At 61.8% G+C, this 20,005-nt stretch carries 20 protein-coding genes and 2 pseudogenes; 12 read left to right on the forward strand and 10 right to left on the reverse strand.

The window, feature by feature from the left end; all coding sequences use genetic code 11:
* Window positions 1-377 precede the first annotated feature (377 nt).
* Window positions 378-1,289 (reverse strand): LysR substrate-binding domain-containing protein, encoded by a 912-nt coding sequence (locus GV819_RS09635; protein ID WP_161755840.1) that lies wholly within the window; start codon window positions 1,287-1,289, stop codon window positions 378-380.
* Window positions 1,290-1,364: 75 nt separating this feature from the next.
* A complete protein-coding gene (locus tag GV819_RS09640; RefSeq protein ID WP_161755841.1) occupies window positions 1,365-1,955 on the reverse strand; it encodes an NAD(P)H-dependent oxidoreductase in 591 nt (196 codons plus the stop codon).
* Between the two features lie 203 nt (window positions 1,956-2,158).
* Between GV819_RS09640 and GV819_RS09645 the strand changes: the two genes are divergently transcribed.
* Complete coding sequence (locus tag GV819_RS09645; protein WP_161755842.1) at window positions 2,159-2,473, forward strand: putative quinol monooxygenase; 315 nt, start codon at window positions 2,159-2,161, stop codon at window positions 2,471-2,473.
* 9 nt (window positions 2,474-2,482) lie between these two features.
* Here the strand turns inward: GV819_RS09645 and GV819_RS09650 are convergent, their stop codons facing one another.
* Window positions 2,483-3,247, reverse strand: a complete 765-nt coding sequence (locus GV819_RS09650) for a sulfite exporter TauE/SafE family protein (protein WP_161755843.1) — start codon at window positions 3,245-3,247, stop codon at window positions 2,483-2,485.
* 638 nt (window positions 3,248-3,885) lie between these two features.
* Here GV819_RS09650 and GV819_RS09655 point away from each other — a divergent pair.
* The 3 genes from GV819_RS09655 to GV819_RS09665 are packed head-to-tail and all read left to right on the forward strand — an operon-like array spanning window position 3,886 to window position 5,830.
* The gene (locus tag GV819_RS09655) at window positions 3,886-4,767 is read left to right on the forward strand and encodes a LysR substrate-binding domain-containing protein (RefSeq protein WP_161755844.1); all 882 of its coding nucleotides are present in this window, start codon (window positions 3,886-3,888) and stop codon (window positions 4,765-4,767) included.
* Between the two features lie 56 nt (window positions 4,768-4,823).
* Entirely contained in the window at window positions 4,824-5,399 is a 576-nt protein-coding gene (locus GV819_RS09660; RefSeq protein WP_161755845.1) for an NAD(P)H-dependent oxidoreductase, read from the forward strand.
* A 59-nt stretch (window positions 5,400-5,458) separates the two neighbouring features.
* Window positions 5,459-5,830, forward strand: coding sequence for a MerR family transcriptional regulator (locus GV819_RS09665; protein WP_161755846.1), 372 nt, complete (start codon window positions 5,459-5,461; stop codon window positions 5,828-5,830).
* Between the two features lie 457 nt (window positions 5,831-6,287).
* On the opposite strand, the pseudogene GV819_RS09670 reads toward GV819_RS09665, so the two are convergent.
* The 3 genes and pseudogenes from GV819_RS09670 to kynU all read right to left on the reverse strand — a co-directional run.
* Window positions 6,288-6,785, reverse strand: a pseudogene (locus GV819_RS09670) (transposase); the annotation flags it as partial.
* Window positions 6,772-8,185, reverse strand: a pseudogene (locus GV819_RS09675) (amino acid permease); the annotation flags it as partial. The pseudogenes GV819_RS09675 and GV819_RS09670, both read right to left, overlap by 14 nt.
* A gap of 130 nt (window positions 8,186-8,315) precedes the next feature.
* Window positions 8,316-9,566 carry a kynureninase gene (kynU, locus tag GV819_RS09680; protein ID WP_161755848.1) on the reverse strand — a complete coding sequence of 417 codons (1,251 nt, stop codon included), beginning with the start codon at window positions 9,564-9,566 and terminating at the stop codon, window positions 8,316-8,318.
* 188 nt (window positions 9,567-9,754) lie between these two features.
* On the opposite strand from kynU, the gene GV819_RS09685 reads away from it, so the two are divergent.
* The gene (locus tag GV819_RS09685; protein WP_161755849.1) at window positions 9,755-10,228 is read left to right on the forward strand and encodes an Lrp/AsnC family transcriptional regulator; all 474 of its coding nucleotides are present in this window, start codon (window positions 9,755-9,757) and stop codon (window positions 10,226-10,228) included.
* A 16-nt stretch (window positions 10,229-10,244) separates the two neighbouring features.
* Here GV819_RS09685 and GV819_RS09690 read toward each other — a convergent pair whose 3' ends face one another.
* On the reverse strand, window positions 10,245-11,258 hold the full coding sequence (locus tag GV819_RS09690; RefSeq protein WP_161755850.1) for an AraC family transcriptional regulator: 1,014 nt from the start codon (window positions 11,256-11,258) through the stop codon (window positions 10,245-10,247).
* A 358-nt stretch (window positions 11,259-11,616) separates the two neighbouring features.
* Between GV819_RS09690 and antA the strand changes: the two genes are divergently transcribed.
* From antA to GV819_RS09710, 4 genes are all read left to right on the forward strand, one after another.
* Window positions 11,617-13,005, forward strand: a complete 1,389-nt coding sequence (gene antA / locus GV819_RS09695; protein WP_161755851.1) for an anthranilate 1,2-dioxygenase large subunit — start codon at window positions 11,617-11,619, stop codon at window positions 13,003-13,005.
* A 2-nt stretch (window positions 13,006-13,007) separates the two neighbouring features.
* Window positions 13,008-13,499, forward strand: coding sequence for an anthranilate 1,2-dioxygenase small subunit (gene antB, locus GV819_RS09700; protein ID WP_161755852.1), 492 nt, complete (start codon window positions 13,008-13,010; stop codon window positions 13,497-13,499).
* Between the two features lie 17 nt (window positions 13,500-13,516).
* Entirely contained in the window at window positions 13,517-14,539 is a 1,023-nt protein-coding gene (antC, locus tag GV819_RS09705; RefSeq protein ID WP_161755853.1) for an anthranilate 1,2-dioxygenase electron transfer component AntC, read from the forward strand.
* A 79-nt stretch (window positions 14,540-14,618) separates the two neighbouring features.
* A complete protein-coding gene (locus GV819_RS09710) occupies window positions 14,619-16,019 on the forward strand; it encodes an amino acid permease (RefSeq protein WP_161755854.1) in 1,401 nt (466 codons plus the stop codon).
* Window positions 16,020-16,287: 268 nt separating this feature from the next.
* On the opposite strand, the gene GV819_RS09715 is transcribed toward GV819_RS09710, so the two are convergent.
* The 3 genes from GV819_RS09715 to kynB form a co-directional block, all read right to left on the reverse strand.
* Entirely contained in the window at window positions 16,288-16,464 is a 177-nt protein-coding gene (locus GV819_RS09715) for a hypothetical protein (RefSeq protein WP_161755855.1), read from the reverse strand.
* Window positions 16,465-16,623: 159 nt separating this feature from the next.
* The gene (gene kynA, locus GV819_RS09720; RefSeq protein WP_161755856.1) at window positions 16,624-17,475 is read right to left on the reverse strand and encodes a tryptophan 2,3-dioxygenase; all 852 of its coding nucleotides are present in this window, start codon (window positions 17,473-17,475) and stop codon (window positions 16,624-16,626) included.
* A gap of 108 nt (window positions 17,476-17,583) precedes the next feature.
* Window positions 17,584-18,225: an arylformamidase gene (gene kynB / locus GV819_RS09725; RefSeq protein WP_161755857.1), complete on the reverse strand. Its 642-nt coding sequence runs from the start codon at window positions 18,223-18,225 to the stop codon at window positions 17,584-17,586.
* A gap of 297 nt (window positions 18,226-18,522) precedes the next feature.
* On the opposite strand from kynB, the gene GV819_RS09730 reads away from it, so the two are divergent.
* From GV819_RS09730 to GV819_RS09740, 3 genes are all read left to right on the forward strand, one after another.
* On the forward strand, window positions 18,523-18,867 hold the full coding sequence (locus GV819_RS09730; RefSeq protein WP_161755858.1) for a cupin domain-containing protein: 345 nt from the start codon (window positions 18,523-18,525) through the stop codon (window positions 18,865-18,867).
* Between the two features lie 125 nt (window positions 18,868-18,992).
* Window positions 18,993-19,478: a type II RES/Xre toxin-antitoxin system antitoxin gene (parS, locus tag GV819_RS09735; RefSeq protein ID WP_161755859.1), complete on the forward strand. Its 486-nt coding sequence runs from the start codon at window positions 18,993-18,995 to the stop codon at window positions 19,476-19,478.
* Window positions 19,475-19,993, forward strand: coding sequence for an RES family NAD+ phosphorylase (locus tag GV819_RS09740; protein ID WP_161755860.1), 519 nt, complete (start codon window positions 19,475-19,477; stop codon window positions 19,991-19,993). Before parS ends, GV819_RS09740 begins: the two co-directional genes overlap by 4 nt.
* Window positions 19,994-20,005 lie beyond the last annotated feature (12 nt).

Here is a 20,005-nt window from a genome sequence, read left to right on the forward strand (position 1 = left end):
CAGGCGCGGGTTTGTGTGGGAATCGGGTTGTGTAGGAGCTGGCTTGCCAGCGAAGGCGCTCTCAAGCCCGAAGCCAAATCCAAGGCCCCCTTCGCCGGCAAGCCGGCTCCTACAAGGGCTGCGTTGCCAAAACAATCCGCGGCACTCACTGTAGGAGCTGGCTTGCCAGCGAAGACGCTCCCAAGCCCGGAGCAAAATCCAAGGGCCCTTTCGCCGGCAAGCCGGCTCCTACAAGGGCTGCGTTGCCAAACAATCCGCGGCACTCGCTCACTGTAGGAGCTGGCTTGCCAGCGAAGGCGCTCTCAAGCCTGAAACCAAATCCAAAGCCCCCTTCGCCGGCAAGCCGGCCCATGCAATAGAAGGGGGAAGCGCGGGAGTCAGCCCTGGAACTCCGGGTTGGCGTAGTCCGCCAGCTTGCCCTGGATGAAATCGAGGAAACACTGGATACGCAGGGCCAGTTGCGAGTTGCGGTAATACACCGCGTTGATCGGCTGGCGATAACCGCTGTTGAACGAGGCCAGCACCGGTTGCAGCTGCCCGGCGCGGATGTCATCGATGGTCATGAAGTGCGAGAGACAGGCAATCCCTTGCCCCGCCAGCGCCAGGTGCCGCAGGGTTTCCCCGCTGGAGGCGCTGATGCCTGGCTGGATCTGCCAGCGGTCGCCGTGCACATGGCGCAGCGGCCAATGGTTGAGGGTCTCGGTCTGGGTGAACCCCAAGAGTGTGTGGTTGGCCAGTTCCGCCACGCTTTGTGGTGTTCCGTGCCGGGCCAGGTACTCCGGGCTGGCAAGGATATGCAGCGGGCTGCAACCCAGGGAGCGGGCATGCAGGGTCGAATCCGCCAACACGCCGATACGGATCGCAATGTCGGTGCTCTGTTCCAGCAGGTCGATGATCAGGTCGTTGCTGTTGAGCTCCAACTGGATATCCGGGTACAGGCGACGGAACTCGGCCACATAAGGAACGATGGCATGCAGCATGAACGGTGACGCCGCATTGATCCGCAGGCGCCCTGACGGATTGCGCTGGCGGGAGGAGAGCCGCTCTTCGAGTTCATCCATCTGATCAAGGATCAGCTTGGCCTGCTCGAAGAAATAGCGCCCCTCCTCGGTCAGGTCCATGCGCCGCGTAGTGCGGTTGATCAACGTGGTATCGAGCTTGGCCTCCAGCCGCGACAAGGTGCGGCTGACCGCCGAAGGGGTCTGTGCCAATTGCTCGGCGGCGGCGGAAATCGAACCGCACTCGATGACGCAGACAAAGACCTGCAATTCGTCGGATCTGGCTTTCACATGAGTCCTCTGTCAGCAGTGGATGGCACCCACAAAGCAAGTGATCCGCTTCAAGGCACTCAATAGTAGCCGGATTCAGTCTTTGAGATTGAACACCGCCTTGAGGTGTTCTTCGTAGCGCTGAACGTCGCCTTCGATGTTCGGGCGCTTCATCACGTCGACACAGAGGAAGGTCGGCAGGCCGCTCATGCCGAGGAACTGATTGGCCTTGTGGAACGGGAAATACACCGCGTCCACGCCCTTGGCTTCGAAGAAGTCGCTGGGGTCGTCGAAAGCCTGCTGCGGTGCGTTCCAGGTCAGCGAGAGCATGTACTGCTTGCCCTGGATCAAGCCGCCGCTGCCGTACTTCTGCGAAGCGTCGGAACGGGTCCGGCCGTCGCTGGCGTAGAGGCTGCCGTGGCCCTCGGTGAAGACTTCGTCGATGTACTTCTTGACGATCCACGGCGCGCCCATCCACCAGCCAGGCATCTGGTAGATGATCACGTCGGCCCAAAGAAACTTCGCCACTTCTTCCTGGACGTCGTAACCCGCATCGATGTGGGTGACCTTGACGTCCAGGCCGCCACGATCCAGCACCGCCAGGGCGGTATCCTGCAGGGTCGCGTTGTAGCGGCCATCGGAGTGGGCGAACTGTTTGGCGCCATTGAGCAGCAGTACTTTTTTCATGATCCAGCCTCATCGGGAACAACCCGTTGCGCATCGGTGGCGGCGGGCTGTGAAGATTGAAAACGATGGCGGCAGGTTAATCAGGCAAGGGCCGGAGAATAAGCCCGGGTTGTTCAAAATACATTTGACTCAAACGCACGAATCGATAGCGGATTGTTGCCTTAGAATTTTCACTCCCTTCCAACGCAGCGAGTGCTTTCAGCATGTCCACGCCCCAGGCCTTTATCCTTCACGCCAAGACCCGTCCCGAGCGCGCCGACGCTTTCGCAGCCTTCTTCCTCGGGCACGTTGCGGCCAGTCGCGCCGAAGCAGGCTGCATCGAATACCACATGCTGCGGGACCGGCAGGACCCGAGCCTGTTCATTTTCTATGAAGTCTGGGCCTCGCCGGAGGCGCTGGAGATCCACTCCAGCCTGCCGCACATGCAGCAGTTCCTCGACGCCCGCATGGACTATCTGCAGCAGGACTTCGAGATCCGCGCCATCGACATGCTCAGCCCGGCCGCAACTGGCCGCTGAGCAGAAGGTCTAGCCGCTGATCAACAGATGCCCGCCCAGCAGGCCCAGGCCGATAAAGAACGCCCGCTTGAACAGCAAGGCACTGATGCGCTGGCGCAGCCATTGCCCCAGCCACATGCCCAACAGCGCCGGGGCCAGGGTCAGCAATGAAGCCCCCAGCTCGGCGCTACCCAGGGCACCGCGCCAGAGCAATCCGCCGGCCAGGGCCAGGGTCGAGACGGTGAACGACAGGCCCAGGGCCTGCACCAGTTGATCCCTGTTCAAACCCAGGGCCTGCAGATAGGGCACTGCCGGAATCACGAACACCCCGGTGGCAGAGGTGATCACTCCGGTGACCAGCCCGCACAGCGGCGCCAGCCAGCGCTCCTGGGCCGCCGACACCCGCAGGGTCGGCAACAACAGACCGCTCAGGGCATACAGCAACAAGGCCGCGCCCAATCCCCGCACCACCCAATGCCCGCCATCGATCCCCAGCCACAGGGAACCGGCCCCGGTGCCGACCAAGATCGCCAGCAGCATCGGCCACAGGCGCTTGAGCAAGGCCGGCAGATGCCCGCCAAAGGCCAGTTGCCAGAGATTGGTCAGGGTCGCCGGAATGATCAGCAAGGCTGCAGCCTGCGCCGGAGCCATAGCCAGGCCCAACAGCCCCATGGCAATGGTGGGCAGCCCGAGACCGATCACCCCCTTGACCATGCCGGCCAGCACAAAGGTACCGATTACCAACAGTGACAGGGTGATTCCGAGGTTCTGATAAAACGCGAGTGAGCTGTTCATGGGCCTATCCTGCGCCCTGCTCGCCACGCTGAAAATCTGCCATATACTGAGCCAGCCTCTTGCCAGGAAATAGGCAGATACAAAAACTTATTGCCAATACATCCGTAGGAGCTGGCTTGCCAGCGAAGGCGTTTCCAAGGCCTGTGCAAAACTTCAGGGCCCCTTCGCCGGCAAGCCGGCTCCTACGAAAAACCTATTGCCGATACATCCGTAGGAGCTGGCTTGCCAGCGAAGGCGTTTCCAAGGCCTGTGCAAAACTCCAGGGCCCCTTCGCCGGCAAGCCGGCTCCTACGAAAAAACTATTACCGATACATCCGTAGGAGCTGGCTTGCCAGCGAAGACGTTTCCAAGGCCTGTGCAAAACTCCAGGGCCCCTTCGCCGGCAAGCCGGCTCCTACGAAAAAACTATTGCCGATACATCCGTAGGAGCTGGCTTGCCAGCGAAGGCGTTTCCACGGCCTGTGCAAAACTCCAGGGCCCCTTCGCCGGCAAGCCGGCTCCTACGAAAAAACTATTGCCGATACATCCGTAGGAGCTGGCTTGCCAGCGAAGGCGTTTCCAAGGCCTGTGCAAAACTTCAGGGCCCCTTCGCCGGCAAGCCGGCTCCTACACCGACCCGGTTCCCCGAGGGAGGCTCCATGCACTTCGATCTGATCGACCTGCGGCTGTACCTGAACATTCTCGAGGCCGGCAATATCACCGCCGGTGCCACTCGCAGCCATCTGTCCCTGGCCGCCGCCAGTGCCAGAATCCGCGCCATGGAAGCCTCGCTGGGCATCGCGTTTCTCCAGCGCGGACGCCGGGGCGTCAGCCCGACCGCCGCCGGCCAGGCCCTGGCCCAGCACGCCCGGACCCTGCTGCTGTACGCCGACCACCTGCAACAGGACCTCGCCGAGTACGCCAAGGGGGTCAAGGGCCAGGTGCGCCTGCTGTGCAATACCACTGCCCTGAGCGAGTACCTGCCGGAGGTGCTGGCGGACTTCCTGCACAGCCAGCCCCATGTGGATATCGACCTGCAGGAACTGCCCAGCCAGCGCATTACCCACGCCCTGCGCCAGGGCGCGGCGGAGCTGGGCATCGTCTCCGACGCCGTGGACACCCAGGGGCTGATGACCCGCCCGTTTCGCGACGATCCCCTGGTGCTGGTGATGCCCCGGGAACATGCCCTGAGCAGCCAACCGAGCCCGAGTTTCAGCGACACCCTGGCCCATGACTACGTCGGCCTCGCCAGCCACAGCGCCCTGGCGGTGTATCTGGAAGAGCAGGCCCTGCACCTGGGCCGACGCATGCAGTTGCGGATTCGCGCCGAGGGGTTCGATGCCCTGCTGCGCATGGTGGCCCGTGGTGCCGGGCTGGCAGTGGTGCCCCTGGCCGCGCTGCAGCGCAACCCACACCTGGCGCTGCAAGCCCGGCCCTTGAGTGAGGCCTGGGCCCGGCGCCGGCTGCTGCTGTGCGCCCGCGACTTCGAGGGCCTGCCGCTGTATGCCCAGAGCTTGTGCCTGGCACTGCAGGCACCTTGACTCTCCCCTTAGGGGCAGACCTTAGCCTTGGGGTTTGTTCCTCAAGGACCACGGCAATGAGCAAACGCATCCTGGTGATTCTCGGCCACCCTTCGCGCCACAGCCTGTGCGCGGCATTGAGCGAGCGCTACATGAAGGCGGCGCAGGACGCCGGTCATGAAGTGCGCCAGCTCAGGCTCGGCGACCTGCACTTCGATCCGGTGCTGCGTGAAGGCTATCGTCAGATCCAGCCCCTGGAAGAAGACCTGCAGCAGGCCCAGGCCGACATCCTCTGGGCCGAGCACCTGACCTGGGTCTTCCCCATCTGGTGGGGCGGCATTCCGGCGCTGATGAAGGGGTTTCTCGACCGTGTGCTGCTGCCGGGCTTCGCCTTCAAGTACCGCCCCGGCAAAGCCTTCCCGGAGCAACTGCTCAAGGGCCGCACCGCCCACCTGCTGGTGACCATGGACACCCCGCCCTGGTACTTCCGCTGGTTCTACCGCATGCCCGGCCTGCAGCAGATGCGCCGCACCACCCTGGCCTTCTGTGGCATCAAGCCGTTGCGTACCCTGACCTTTGGTCCGGTGCTGGACGCCAGTGAAGAACGCAAGGCCGATTGGCTGATGCAGGCGCAGTACCTTGCCAGGCAGTGAATCCGCCGGATAATGCGCAACGCTGTCTGCCCGCCACCCGGTACCGAAAAGGAGTTTTCATGTACATCGGCCAAGCCGCGCAACTGTCCGGGACCACCATCAAGAGCATCCGCCATTACGAGGCTATCGGCCTCTTGCCCGAGGCGCCCCGCCAGGGTCGCTACCGGCTCTATGACGCCCAGAGCGTCGAGCAACTGATGTTCATCAAGTGCGCCCAGCAACTGGGTTTCAAGCTCAAGGAATTGCAGCAGGTGTTCGTCACCCACAAGGGGCAGGCCTTTCCCTGGGACCGGGCCCAGGCGGCCCTGGCGCAGAAGAAGCGCGAACTGCAACAGCAGATCGATGACTTGCAGCAGTTGCAGGGCCGGCTCGAAATCTTCGAGACCAGCCTGCAACAAGCCCGCGAGGAGTGCCCCCTGGGCAGCCTCTAGCAGGTCGTTGAGAAAGGAGCAGAAAAATACATTCCGATAGAAAATTCAATTATCAGTGACGCCAATCAGGCTCAGCGGCTCGCACGAACAAGTCCGCTGGCACCGTCCAAACCTCCGGACTCGCTCCACCAGCTCCGCCCTTGGACGTTCGGATGCAACTTGGGGCACCAAACCAAACTGCGATGTGCTCCTCGGGGACATTTGGATCCCCCTCAATGCCGACCACGACCGCAAGAAGGCCGTCTAGCTCGACTAAGTCACCACGTTGCCAATTTGTCATGCGCAGCACCTTTGAAGGCTTTCGATTTTCAAGTCAGCTCATTCGTCGCAAGCGCGACACTCACCACAACTCAAGTCGGGGATGGCTGCCACCACCCAGCGATTCCGTCCAGGCGGATCACATTGTAAGCCGCAAAAGCCCAGGTGACCCAGCCTCGCACGGTGGCGAGACCTAACCACCCTCCTTGCGCCGGAAGCTCTTATGCGAGGCCCATGCCTCCAACAGCGTGCCATCGACCGAGAAGTGCTCGTCGCTGACCAGCTCACGCATCCGCGCTAACAGCACCGTATGCTCAAAGAACCGTTGCGCAATCTCGCCATCGAACAACCGATCCCGGTTGAACGAGAACGTGGAGTGGTCCCACACCGAGTCGTTCACGTTGAGCCCAACGCACCAACGGAACAGCAGGTTGTAGTCCATCTGTTCCATCAGCAGTCGCTCACTACGCACGCTATACACAACCTGCAACAGCGATGCCCGGAGAATCCGCTCCGGCGGAATCGACGGCCGCCCAGCGTCCGCATAGCGGGTGTCCAGCAGATCGTTCAGCTCGCGGAGAATCGTATCGACCAGGATGCGAAGCTTACGAATGGGGTGATCGGCCGGTACACGGGCCTCCACCGATACGTACGAGAACACGCCAAGCTGCTGGACATCCGGGAGGCGTGGCCTCAGACCTCGGACAATCCGGCGACCGTCCTCGGCTTACGAAAGCACAGGTAGTAGACCAGGGTCAGCAACAGCAGGAACGGCACCCCGAACACCAGGGTCATCCTGAACGCGTCGGTGAAAAAGGTGGTGATCATCACCGCGCCCATCAGCACCAGCCCCAGCAGGGTGCTGTAGGGAAACAGGCGCATGCGGAACGACAGCTGCTGCTCGCCGTGACGTTGGTGATAACGGCGGAAACAGTAGTGGGTGAGGAAGATCATGAACCAGGTGAAGATCGCGCCGAACATCGAGATCGCCATCATCAGGGTGAATGAACTTTCCGGGTACAGCACGTTGATCAGGGTCGCCAGGCCGATGCCGGAGCTGGACAGCAGCAAGGCATTCAGCGGAATCCCGCTCTTGCTCAAGGCCCCCATCGACTTGGGTGCGTAGCCGGCGCGGGACAGGCTGAACATCATCCGCGTGGTGATGTAGAGCTGGCTGTTCATCGCCGACAGGGCGGCAATCAGGATCACGAAGTTCATCACCCCGGTGGCCCCGGGAATGCCGATGGTCTGCATCACCGTGACAAACGGGCTCTGGGCCTTGCCCGCCTGCACCCAGGGCACGATGGCCAGCATCAGCGCCAGGGTCAGCAGGTAGAACACCACCAGACGCACGATGGTCGCGCGAAAGGCCTGCTTCACCGCACGCTGCGGATCCTCGGCCTCACCGGCCGCCACTGCGATCATCTCGACGCTCAAGTAGCTGAAGATCGACACGATCACCGCGATCCACATGCCCTCGAAACCGTTGGGAAAGAAACCGCCGTGGGCGCTGTAGTTGTGCACCCCGTAGTCGGGGTTGCCGGAGCCGAACACCACATACACCGCAAGGATGATGAAGCCGACGATGGCGGCGATCTTGATGGTGGAGAACCAGTACTCGAAGTTGCCGAAGGTCTTCACGCTGATGGCGTTGAGCAGGATCAGCACACTGGAGAAGGAGATGATCCACACCCATTCCGGGACGTTGGCGAACCAGTACTTCATGTACATGGCAATGGCCGTGACCTCCGCGCCCACCGCCAGCACGATGGCCGCCCAGTAGGCATAGCGCACCAGGAAACCGGCCAGCGGGCTGACGTAGAACTCGGCATAAGCGCCGAAAGAGCCGGAAGTGGAGTGGGCCACGGTCATTTCCGCCAGGCAGCCCATCAACAGCAGGGTGATCAGCGCGCCGATGGCATAGCTCAGCAGCACGCTGGGCCCGGCATAGCCGATGGCGTAGGCACTGCCCATGAACAGCCCGGTGCCGATGGCCCCGCCGATGGCGATCATACTCATCTGGCCGGCGGTCAACTGCCGCCTGAGACCATGCTCGCGATTGGAAATCGCTTCAAAACCCTTGTTGGTGGTGGTCACGTTCAGTGCCTCTTTATTGTTATGTGCACGCGTTGATCAATGTTTCGGCGCCTCCCTGCGCCGCTATCTGACTCATGTGGGTATTGGCTTGCTGTCGCCGCTGTCTGTGGCCGCGGCGACAAACACCGCATCAGGTCACACTGTGACGCACCTGGAACTGCGCCTGGGCCCAGGTTTTCTGATCAAGGATTTCACCGAGGATCTGCACCGCGTCCCAGACTTCGCTGAAGCGGGTATACAGCGGGGTGAAACCAAAACGCATGATCCGTGGCTCACGGTAATCGCCAATCACGCCCCGGGCGATCAGGGCCTGGATCACCGCGTAGCCCTCAGGGTGTTCGAAGCTCACGTGACTGCCACGCTTGGCGTGATCCCGCGGGGTCACCAGCTTCAGGTCATGGCCGGCGCAGCGCTGTTCCACCAATTGGATAAACAGATCGGTCAGGGCCAGGGACTTGCGGCGCAGGCTCTGCATGTCGGTCTGTTCGAAAATTTCCAGGCCACATTCGACCATGGCCAGGGAGGTGATCGGCTGGGTGCCGCACAGGTAACGGGCAATGCCGCTGCTGGGCTCATAGTGAGTGGCCATATCGAACTGCCGGGCATGGCCAAACCAGCCGGACAGCGGCTGGGTCACCAGGTCGCAGAGCGCCGGGGCCACCCAGGCGAACGCCTGGGAACCGGGGCCGCCATTGAGGTATTTGTAGGTGCAGCCGATCGCGTAGTCGGCGCCGGACTGGGTCAGCGCCACCGGCACGGCGCCGGCGGAGTGAGCCAGGTCCCAGATGCTCAGGGCACCGGCTTCGTGGATCAGCCCGGTGACCGCCTGCATGTCGTGCATGTAGCCGGTCTTGTAGTTGACGTGGGTCAGCAGGACCACGGCGGTGTCCTGGTCGATGGCCGCCGGAATCTGCTCCGGGCTGTCGACCAGGCGCAGGGAATAGCCGCGTTGCAACAGCTGCGTCAGGCCTTCGACGATATACAAGTCAGTCGGAAAATTGCTGCTTTCAGAGACGATCACCCGGCGCTGCGGGGCGCGCTCGGCCTGTACCTGCAACGCCGCGCTGAGTACCTTGAACAGGTTGATCGAGGTGGTGTCGGTGATCACCACTTCGCCGGCACCGGCACCGATCAGCGGCGCCAGGCGATCCCCCAGGCGCAGGGGCAGGTCACGCCAGCCGGCGCTGTTCCAGCTGCGGATCAGGCCATCGCCCCACTCCTGCTCGATCACCTGCCGGGCCCGCTCAAGGGAAGCCAGGGGACGGGCTCCGAGGGAGTTGCCGTCGAGGTAGATCACCCCCTCGGGCAAGGCAAACTGTTGGCGCAGCGGCGCCAGAGGGTCCTGTTCATCGAGCGTCAGGCAGTGGTTTTTATTGATCATTGGAGGTCCTGTCTTGGTCAATGTCATGCCCGCCGTCCAGGGGTCGGGCACGGGGTCTGGGCAACCCGCATACTGAGGAAATAATGGACGAAGCAGCAGAGAATTTTCGTGCAAAGTGCAGCGTGTTCCCGTACTAATCTCGAATAAAATTCTAATCCTCCAATAAAAAACGCGGATTTATGCCAGCCATGACCCTCGACTCCACCGACCTGCGCATCCTGCACTTCCTGCAACAGGATGGACGTATCAGTAATCAGGAGCTGGCAGAGAAAGTCGCCCTCTCGCCCTCGGCCTGCCTGCGCCGCCTGCGCATGCTCGAAGCCGACGGGGTGATCAGCGGCTACCGCGTCCAGCTCAACGCCGAGCGCCTGGGTGTCGAGCTGGAGGCCATCGTCCATGTGTCTCTGCGCCAGGACGTGGAAGGGTGGCACGAGACCTTTATCAGCAAGGTCCAGCAATGGCCGGAAGTGGTCGCGGGGTATGTGATCACCGGCGCCAGCAACTACGTGTTGCGCATCCAGGCACGCAACCTCAAGCACTTCTCGGATTTCATCGTCAATCACCTGAACCGCGCGTCCGGGGTCACCGACATCCGCTCGGAAATCGTCCTGCAGAAGATCAAGGAACAGGACGGCCTGCTGGACCTGGTACTGCGCAAGTAACCCCAGCGCCAGCGTCCTAGAAACCCGCCGGACGCCGTAGCGGATGACGCTGCGCGGTGGCGCTCGGCGCTTCGTCGAAGAGCTTGCGGTATTCCGCGGAAAACCTTCCCAGATGGGTAAAGCCCCAGCCCAGGGCAATCTCGGAGATATTGCGTGCCGCGCCGTACTCGAGAATTTCCTGGCGCACGCCATTGAGCCGATGGCGCTTGAGATAAGCCATCGGCGACAGGGCGAAGTATTTGCGAAAGGCCTCGAACAACTTGAAGCGCGACACCCCGGCCGCCGCCTCCAGGTCCTCCATGTGCACCGCCTCACGGGCATGCTCGTGCAGGTACTGGCGAGCCCGCACCAGATAATGCGGCAGCTTGACCCCGAGCGTCGCCCGCAGCTCTTCGGAGTAGTTGTTGGGCTGGGCCAGGATCAGCCCCTTGATCAATGAGTTCTCGATTTCCCGGGTAAAGGCCAACTGCTCGTAGAGCTCGTTGCCCTGGGCCAGCTCGCCCATGAAGTGCTGCGCCATGCGCCACCAGGAAGCAGCCGCACCGTGCAGTGCATCCATGCTCGGTTCGAAACACAGCGGCTGCTGCACCGAACGTTGCAACAAGGCCTCCAGGGCCTCGCTCATGGCCGGCCGGGAAATCACCACCTGCAGCTTGCGGCAATCGCCGGAGATGGCCAGTACCTGGCTTTCATTGGGAGCAATGATCACGCCCTGGTCGCGGTCCGAACGCAGCAAGCGCCCGCCCTTGTTCAACTCCTGCTCACCGCACAGGGGCAAGCTCAGGCTGTAGCTGCTGAAGCGTTCGGTGTCCTCGATATCCACCACCACGTCGGTGCCGTACTCGATGATGCCCAGGGTCGTGGAGCGTGACCTGAGCACATTGGCACTGTGATGAAAACGGATTCGTTCGGGGTTCGCGGTTTCCAGGCGGTGAGGCCCGCAGATCCCCGCCATCCAGTTCCTGGCCCCTTCGAGGTCATAGCGATCGATACGAATCTCGCGAAACTGCCCATCAGCCTTGCTATTCATCACGGCGCACCCACGGCAATATTTTCAGCGCGCTCTGACGGCGCGTCTTGTAGGACAGGGCAAGTTTTGCGCCAGCGGGCAACGCTGCCAACCCAGTGGATAGCAATCGCCGACTAAGTGGATAACCAGGCCCCATCGTCCTCATTGGCTGTGCTCACACTAGCCCATTGGCGCCCCATCATGCAGCCACTGATCAGTACCCGGCCGATTCTGGGTAGATGCTACCCATCGCCGCGCGCCAGTCGCCGTGCCGGCAACTTTATGGATGAGCTTGGTCGACTAAGCGGATAGCCACCCCACGGCTTCACTCTCTCTAATGCAGGTACCCGATTGGCCTGAATAAAAAAGGTACCGACTCATGAGTGGTGCAAGAAACCTCGAGCAGTGGAAAAGCTTCATCGACAGCTGCCTGGATTTCCGTCCCGTAGACGGAGTGTTCCGTATCGCCCGGGAGATGTTCACCGAACCCGAGCTGTTCGACCTGGAGATGGAACTGATCTTCGAGAAGAACTGGATCTACGCCTGTCACGAAAGCGAATTGCCCAACAACCACGACTTCATCACGATGCGTGCCGGGCGCCAGCCGATGATCATTACCCGCGATGGCGAGGGCCGGCTCAATGCCCTGATCAACGCCTGCCAGCACCGTGGCACCACCCTGACCCGGGTTGGCAAGGGCAACCAGTCGACCTTCACCTGCCCCTTCCACGCCTGGTGCTACAAGAGCGACGGGCGCCTGGTAAAGGTCAAGGCGCCAGGGGAATACGCCGAGGACTTCGACAAGGCCACCCGCGGCCTGAAGAAGGCGCGCATCGAGAGCTACAAGGGCTTTGTCTTCATCAGCCTGGATGTGGCCGCCGACAACTCCCTGGAAGACTTCCTCGGCGACGCCAAGGTGTTCTTCGACATGATGAACGCCCAATCGCCCACGGGTGAACTGGAAGTGCTGCCGGGCAAGTCTGCCTACACCTACGACGGCAACTGGAAACTGCAGAACGAGAACGGCCTGGACGGTTATCACGTCAGTACCGTGCACTACAACTATGTGGCCACGGTGCAGCACCGCCAGCAGGTGAACAGTGACAACGGCACCGCCAGCGGCGCCACCCTCGACTACAGCAAGCTCGGCGCCGGCGACGCCAACACCGACGATGGCTGGTTCGCCTTCAACAACGGCCACAGCGTACTGTTCAGCGAAATGCCCAACCCGGCGGTGCGCTCCGGCTACGCCACGATCATGCCGCGCCTGGTGCAGGAGTACGGCGAGGCCAGGGCCGAGTGGATGATGCACCGCCTGCGCAACCTGAACATCTACCCCAGCCTGTTCTTCCTCGACCAGATCAGCTCGCAGCTGCGGATCATCCGCCCCATCGCCTGGAACAAGACCGAGATCATCAGCCAGTGCATCGGGGTCAAGGGCGAGAGCGACGCCGACCGGGAAAACCGCATCCGCCAGTTCGAGGATTTCTTCAACGTCTCGGGCATGGGCACCCCGGACGACCTGGTGGAGTTCCGCGAAGCCCAGCGAGGTTTCCAGGGCCGCCTGGAACGCTGGAGCGATATCTCCCGTGGCCACCATCGCTGGGTCACCGGGCCCACCGCCAACAGTGAAAACCTGGGGATCCAGCCAGCCATGACCGGCACCGAAATCACCCATGAAGGGCTGTACGTCAACCAGCACCAGAACTGGCAGAGATTCATCCTCGATGGCTTGCAGCGCCAGCCCCTGAAACTGCGTGAGGTGTAAGCATGAATGCGCAATTGCAGTACCAGATCGAGCAATTCTTCTACCGCAAGTCCGAACTCTGCGACGCGCAGGACTGGGACGCCTACCTGGCGCTGTTCGCCGTGGACAGCGAGTTCCACTTGCCGCAATGGGACTCGGAACACATCTACACCCAGGACCCCAAGCGCGAAATGTCGCTGATCTACTACGCCAACCGCTCCGGGCTGGAAGACCGGGTGTTCCGCCTGCGCACCGGCAAGGCGGCCTCGACCATCCCGATGCCGCGCACCCTGCACCTGGTGAACAACCTGCGCATCAGCCAAGGCGACAACGGCCATCTGCAGGTGCGCCTGAACTGGCACACGCTGTTCTACCGCCTGGCCACTTCCGAAGACTTCTACGGCCACGCCACGTATGACCTCAAGCCCGACGGCGACAGCTGGCTGATCCAGCGCAAGCACGTGTTGCTGCTCAACGACACGATCAATTCGGTGCTCGATTTCTACCACCTCTGAACCACGGAAATACTGTCATGACGCACAAGGTCGCGTTCAGCTTCGCCGACGGCAAGACCCTGTTCTTCCCGGTGCAGGCCAATGAAATATTGCTCGACGCTGCCCTGCGCAACGGCATCAAGATCCCCCTGGACTGCCGCGAAGGGGTGTGCGGCACCTGCCAGGGCCGTTGCGAGTCGGGCCAGTACAGCCAGGATTATGTGGACGAGGAAGCCTTGTCCGCCCAGGACCTGGAGCAACGCAAGATGCTCAGCTGCCAGACCCGGGTGCAGTCCGATGCGGCGTTCTACTTCGACTTCGATTCCAGCCTGTGCCACGCCGCCGAGCCGGTGCGGCTCAATGCTTCGGTGATCGATGTGCGGCAGATCTCGGACAGCACCGCAATCCTCCACCTGGACCTGGGCGGCAGCGAAACGCCGCTGGACTTTCTCCCTGGCCAGTACGCGCGCCTGAGCATCCCCGGCACCGGCAGCAGCCGCGCCTACTCCTTCGCCAACCGGCCGGGGGCGGACAACCAGTTGCAGTTCCTGATCCGCCTGCTGCCCGATGGGGTGATGAGCAACTACATCCGCGAACGCTGCCTGGTGGGCGACAGCATCCAGCTGGAAGCACCGCTGGGGGCCTTCTACCTGCGCCAGATCAGCCGTCCGCTGATCCTGGTGGCCGGCGGTACCGGGCTGTCCGCACTGCTGGCGATGCTCGAACAGATCGTCGAACAGGGTTGCCAGCAGCCGGTGCATCTTTACTACGGCGTGCGCCACAGTGCCGACCTGTGCGAGCTGGCGCGCATCCAGGCCTATGGCGAACGCCTGCCAAGGTTTCGCTTCACTCCGGTGATCAGCGATGCCGACCCGGACTGGCAGGGCAAGCGCGGCTACATCAGCGAGCACTTCGACAGCAGCGAGCTGCGCGACAACGACGCGGACATGTACGTCTGCGGGCCGCCGCCGATGGTCGACTCAATCCGGATCTGGCTGCAAGAACAGCAACTTAACCGCGTTCAGCTGTATTACGAGCGGTTTACCGAGAGTAATATCTGATCCCGTCAGCATTCAGCCGCGATCGCTCCCGTTCAGCCAGGGATCGGTCCTGATAACAACTAGAAGAGAGCGCATATTAGTGGATCAAACCTTGAAGCAAGGTGAACTCAAGCGTGGCTTGAAGAATCGCCATATTCAGTTGATCGCCCTGGGCGGGGCAATCGGCACCGGACTCTTCCTCGGCTCTGCCGGGGTACTCAAGTCCGCTGGCCCCTCGATGATCCTGGGTTACGCGATCGCCGGATTCATTGCCTTCCTGATCATGCGCCAGCTGGGTGAAATGATCGTCGAAGAGCCCGTGGCCGGTTCCTTCAGCCACTTTGCCCACAAGTACTGGGGCGGCTATTTCGGTTTCCTGGCGGGCTGGAACTACTGGGTGCTGTATGTCCTGGTGGGCATGGCCGAACTCACCGCGGTGGGCAAGTACGTGCAGTTCTGGTGGCCGGAGATCCCCACCTGGGTCAGCGCTGCGGTGTTCTTCGTCCTGGTCAACCTGATCAACATGATGAACGTGAAGTTCTTCGGTGAGGCCGAGTTCTGGTTCGCCATCATCAAGGTGGTGGCCATCGTCGGCATGATCATTCTTGGCTGCTACATGCTGTTCAGCGGCAGCGGTGGTCCCCAGGCGTCGGTCAGCAACCTGTGGTCCCACGGCGGCTTCTTCCCCAACGGCGGCACCGGCCTGCTGATGGCCATGGCCTTCATCATGTTCTCCTTCGGTGGCCTGGAACTGGTAGGCATCACTGCCGCCGAAGCCAGCGAGCCGCGCAAGGTGATCCCCAAGGCGATCAACCAGGTGGTCTACCGGGTACTGATCTTCTACGTCGGCGCCCTCGCGGTGTTGCTGTCGCTGTATCCGTGGGACGAACTGCTGGTGAGCCTCAACGCCGGTGGCGACGCCTACAGCAGTAGCCCGTTCGTGAAAATCTTCGCCCTGATCGGCAGCGACACGGCGGCGCAGATCCTCAACTTCGTGGTGCTGACCGCCGCACTCTCGGTGTACAACAGTGGCGTGTACTGCAACAGCCGCATGCTCTACGGCCTGGCCGAACAGGGTGACGCACCGAAGGCACTGATGAAGCTCAACAAGCAGGGCGTGCCGGTGCTGGCCCTGGGTATTTCAGCGCTGATCACCCTGCTCTGCGTGCTGGTCAACTACCTGGCGCCCCACGAAGCCCTGGAGTTGCTGTTCGCCCTGGTGGTGGCGGCACTGATGATCAACTGGGCGCTGATCAGCCTGACCCACCTGCGCTTTCGCAAGGCCATGGCCGAACAGGGCGTGGTGCCTGGGTTCAAGGCCTTCTGGTCGCCGTTCAGCAACTATCTGTGCCTGGCCTTCATGGTGATGATCATTGGCGTGATGCTGATGATTCCGGGGATCCGCGCTTCGGTGTACGCGATTCCAGTGTGGATCCTGGTGATCTGGGGCCTGTACCTCCTGAGCCGGGCGCGCAAGGCCGCACAACCGGCCCTGCGCTGAGCCTCGCCGCGGGCCTGCACGCCCGCGGTGACACGGCTGTAAACCTGAAAGCCCGGCCCTGGAGAAAGGCCGGGCTTTTTTGTCGCCTCGCGCAAAGTGCGCCTGCCAGTTGTCATGGCTGCGGCCTGAAATCACAGTCCACTACTGACCCAGAATCGAGCCCATCCTGGCTGCCTGGGCCAAGGAATGTATTGAGTGGCTGATGAACAGACCTGCGACAGGCCTTCGACTGGCCGAGTTTTGCCCACCCACCGTGGCCGCGCTGATTTCAGTGCTGGTGAACTACGGCGGGACCTTCGTCTTGCAGCTTCATCCCCGGGCCCAGGGCGCCATCGAGAATCAAGCCAGGCAAGGCGCGCTGAATCCGTTGATACAGGTCCAGCGCCTGAAACTCGGGATCGTTGAGCCGCATGTTCAGGGTCTCAAGCTCGAAGCTCTGGGCCATGTGGTCTGTCTGGAGAAATGCACGTCGTCTTTCGAGGACGGCCACTTTGTCTGCAGAACGACGCTGTCGTCAGCCATTGCAGACAAGTGTGCGACTACAAGGGGGCAGAAGCCGTCTGGGAAATGAAAACGCCCCGGCAGGCGGGGCGTTTGGGGCAAGTCAGAGCGAGGATCGAACCCGCCACAGCTCGGGGAACAGCACGGTGTCGAGCATCTTGCGCAAGTAGCCGACGCCTTCGGTGCCACCGGTGCCGGGCTGGAAGCCGATGATCCGCTCCACTGTGGTCACGTGACGGAAACGCCACTGGCGGAATGAGTCCTCCAGGTCGATGAACTTCTCCGCCAACTGATACAGGTCCCAATAGGCTGAAGGGTTGGCGTACACCTCACGCCAGGCCGCTTCCACCGAAGGATCATGCTGGGTCGTGGAGGTGCTGATCAACGCCAGACGCTCCGGGTCGATGCTCAGCCCGCTGCGGGCCATCAAGGCAATCGCCTCGTCATACATCGATGGGGTGGCAATCGACTCTTCCAAGGATTGCAGCAGCTCGGGACGATGGGCGTGGGGCCGCAGCAACGCCGCGCTCTTGTTGCCGAGGATGAATTCGATTTCGCGGTACTGGAACGACTGGAAGCCCGAGGACTGTCCGAGGTAAGGGCGGATGGATTTGTATTCCGAGGGCGTCATGGTGGCCAGCACCGCCCAGGCATGCACCAGTTGATCGAAGATCCGCGAGACTCGCGCAAGCATCTTGAACGCCGGCGGCAACTGGCCCTCACGCACGTGTTCGCGAGCGGCCTTGAGCTCGTGCAGCATCAGTTTCATCCACAGCTCGGAGGTCTGGTGCTGGATGATGAACAGCATCTCGTTGTGGTCCGGCGACAAAGGATGCTGGGCGCTGAGGATGCGCCCCAGGTCCAGGTAGTCGCCGTAGCTCATGGAGTCGGAAAAATTCAGCTCGGCGTTATGCCAGGCATCCGGTGGATTGCTTGAAAACGGACATTGGCTCATCGCGTGGGCTCCTCGCCTCAGGCAGCGCTTGGGCGCCCGCAGGTTGCACCATCCCGGTACGGGGATGCACAACGACACGGACGACCGGCTGTGTATTTATTGTAGGAATTAATCGGCTAACGGTCGCAGGATCGCTCGCACCGGGCTCGCGTCCAGATGAGCGAAGCGCAATGGCAGGGCAATCAGTTCGTAGTCGCCTTCGGCAACCTCATCCAGCACCACGCCTTCCAGGATCGCCATGCCATGTCGGGCCACGGCGTTATGGGCGTCCATGGTCTTGGATTGCTGGGGATCAAGGGATGGGGTGTCGATGCCGATCAGGCGCACACCGAGGCCGGCCAGCAGCTCGATGGTGGTGTGGGCCACGGCGGTGAAATCAGGGTCCCAGGTACTCAGCGGTGCTTGTCGGTAAGTGCGCAGCAATACCCGCTGGGGCAGGTTGTCGAGGCGTCCGAGCAAGCTTTCAGGCTGCACCAGGGCGCCACTGTCCAGGCAATGCAGGACCCGGCATGGGCCCATGTAGACATCCAGCGACACTTCGCCGATGGGCAGGCCATCCGGCCGGTAATGCAGTGGCGCATCGACGTGGGCGCCCGTGTGGGGCGACAGGGTGACCCGCCCGACATTGACCGGGCACTCGGGCCCGAACTGCCAGACGCGCTCCTCCTGGAACGGCGTATCCCCCGGCCAGGTCGGGGTCGCGGTACTCAAAGGCGGGCTGATATCCCACCAGCGTGGTGTATTTTCCATTCGTGCGGCTCTTAGGACACTCCGAGCTGAATGATACGAGCGAAACCGGTAAAGATTCTTGCGAAATAACTCGGGCAGCCGCGGATATTTCGCAAATCCTGCTAACAAAGCGTCATTTGCCGAATGAATCTTGCAACCGAAAAAACCCTTGATCAGCGCCCCGCAGCAGGCCCTGGCCAACAGGCCCCGAGAATCACGGCAGCGCTTCTGGATACCCCGAGGTCGAGAACAGACAACCCTGCGAACGCCGGGCGCTATAGGGTGCGGCTTCAGTTCTCTGCCCGCTAGGAGCACAGCATGTCCCAACCTATTACCGTTCTGCGCGACACCCATCCACTGCCGGTGCTCGACGCCTGCAAGTGGGAAAAACTCGCAGGTGATCCGCATACCGTCAACCTCAATGCCTACACCAGCGAGGACGGCAGCAAGATCATGGGGACCTGGATCTGCACCCCGGGCAAGTGGCGGGTGGCTTACGAAAAATGGGAATACTGCCATTTCCAGGAAGGCTACTGCGTGATCACCCCGGACGGCCGTGACCCCATCCACCTGCGGGCCGGCGATATCTTCGTGGTCGAACCCGGAATGAAAGGCACCTGGGAAGTGGTGGAGACGGTGCGCAAGTACTTCGTGTTTGCCTGAGCCCTGCCAGGCAGCCGGGAGCCCGTGCAACGCGGGCTCCCTTTACCGTGCCGATATCCGAAACAACGCCTCCGCCAAATGTCTGTACAATACCTGCCAAATGGCAAAAGACAGGAGTAAGGCTCATGGTTGCGCTGACCGGAACCGGCACCGCCCTGAAACGACGCGGCAAGCCCGTGGTGAAAGACCAGACCTCGGACATTCTCCTGGGTGGCCGGGCGCGGTTTGACGACCGCATCTCGATCTATCGCCTGACCGAAGAAGGCATTCCGCTGACGGCAATCATCAAGTTTGTCTCCTCGGTGCCCATGCTCAAGGACGAACAGGTCCTGGCCAAGATCATCGGTCTGTCCGAACGCACTCTGCACCGGCGCTTGAAAACCCCTGACGAACCCCTCAATCCGGAACAGAGCGCCCGTGCGGTGCGCTTTGCCCAGGTGCTGGCAAAGGCCCAGGAAGTTTTCGGCAGCAGTGAACAGGCCCAGGACTGGATGGCCAAGCCGGTGATGGGCCTCGATGGCCACAAACCGGTGGAACTGCTGACCAACCCCATCGGCTTCGAACTGGTGGATGAGTTCCTCACCCGCCTGGAATACGGGGTCTATCAGTGATCAACGTTCCCGGTGGCAGCGTGATTCATTTCTGGCGACTGGACGCCGCCCAGCACGCCGACAGTTGGGACAGTGGCATCGGTGCCGAGCTGTGTGGCGGTCGCTGGAACTCCAAAGGGGTCAAGGCCGTGTATGGCAGCGCCGATCCTGCCACGGCGATTTTGGAAGTGGCCGTACACAAGGGGTTTGCGGCACTCGATAGCATGCCCCATGTACTCACCGGAGCCTTGATCCAGGACCCGTCAGCCATTTATCGAGTGGATGAACACCGCCTGCCCAATCCGAACTGGCTGGTCCCGGGTATTCCCAGCGCCGGCCAGCAAAAGTTCGCGGATCAACTGCTGGCCGACCATCCCTTCGTGCTGGTGCCCTCATCGGTTTCCCGACATAGCTGGAACATCCTGATCAACCCGCTGCTGGCCAAAGGTCTGTATCAGGTGGTGGTTCAAGAGCGATTCGGCCTCGACACCCGCCTCAACCCTCCGTTGCGCGCACCCGGCAGCCGCCCGAACTGACCCGGGGGCAGT

This window comes from Pseudomonas sp. Fl5BN2 (genome assembly GCF_009908205.1).
GTDB lineage: Bacteria > Pseudomonadota > Gammaproteobacteria > Pseudomonadales > Pseudomonadaceae > Aquipseudomonas.

Bases quoted from the DNA above. Each gene is read 5' to 3' on its own strand.
- GV819_RS09640 (WP_161755841.1), bottom strand. From the start codon at position 1,955: ATGAAAAAAGTACTGCTGCTCAATGGCGCCAAACAGTTCGCCCACTCC.
- GV819_RS09645 (WP_161755842.1), top strand. From the start codon at position 2,159: ATGTCCACGCCCCAGGCCTTTATCCTTCACGCCAAGACCCGTCCCGAG.
- GV819_RS09650 (WP_161755843.1), bottom strand. From the start codon at position 3,247: ATGAACAGCTCACTCGCGTTTTATCAGAACCTCGGAATCACCCTGTCA.
- GV819_RS09655 (WP_161755844.1), top strand. From the start codon at position 3,886: ATGCACTTCGATCTGATCGACCTGCGGCTGTACCTGAACATTCTCGAG.
- GV819_RS09660 (WP_161755845.1), top strand. From the start codon at position 4,824: ATGAGCAAACGCATCCTGGTGATTCTCGGCCACCCTTCGCGCCACAGC.
- GV819_RS09665 (WP_161755846.1), top strand. From the start codon at position 5,459: ATGTACATCGGCCAAGCCGCGCAACTGTCCGGGACCACCATCAAGAGC.
- kynU (WP_161755848.1), bottom strand. From the start codon at position 9,566: ATGATCAATAAAAACCACTGCCTGACGCTCGATGAACAGGACCCTCTG.
- GV819_RS09685 (WP_161755849.1), top strand. From the start codon at position 9,755: ATGACCCTCGACTCCACCGACCTGCGCATCCTGCACTTCCTGCAACAG.
- GV819_RS09690 (WP_161755850.1), bottom strand. From the start codon at position 11,258: ATGAATAGCAAGGCTGATGGGCAGTTTCGCGAGATTCGTATCGATCGC.
- antA (WP_161755851.1), top strand. From the start codon at position 11,617: ATGAGTGGTGCAAGAAACCTCGAGCAGTGGAAAAGCTTCATCGACAGC.
- antB (WP_161755852.1), top strand. From the start codon at position 13,008: ATGAATGCGCAATTGCAGTACCAGATCGAGCAATTCTTCTACCGCAAG.
- antC (WP_161755853.1), top strand. From the start codon at position 13,517: ATGACGCACAAGGTCGCGTTCAGCTTCGCCGACGGCAAGACCCTGTTC.
- GV819_RS09715 (WP_161755855.1), bottom strand. From the start codon at position 16,464: ATGGCCCAGAGCTTCGAGCTTGAGACCCTGAACATGCGGCTCAACGAT.
- kynA (WP_161755856.1), bottom strand. From the start codon at position 17,475: ATGAGCCAATGTCCGTTTTCAAGCAATCCACCGGATGCCTGGCATAAC.
- kynB (WP_161755857.1), bottom strand. From the start codon at position 18,225: ATGGAAAATACACCACGCTGGTGGGATATCAGCCCGCCTTTGAGTACC.
- GV819_RS09730 (WP_161755858.1), top strand. From the start codon at position 18,523: ATGTCCCAACCTATTACCGTTCTGCGCGACACCCATCCACTGCCGGTG.
- parS (WP_161755859.1), top strand. From the start codon at position 18,993: ATGGTTGCGCTGACCGGAACCGGCACCGCCCTGAAACGACGCGGCAAG.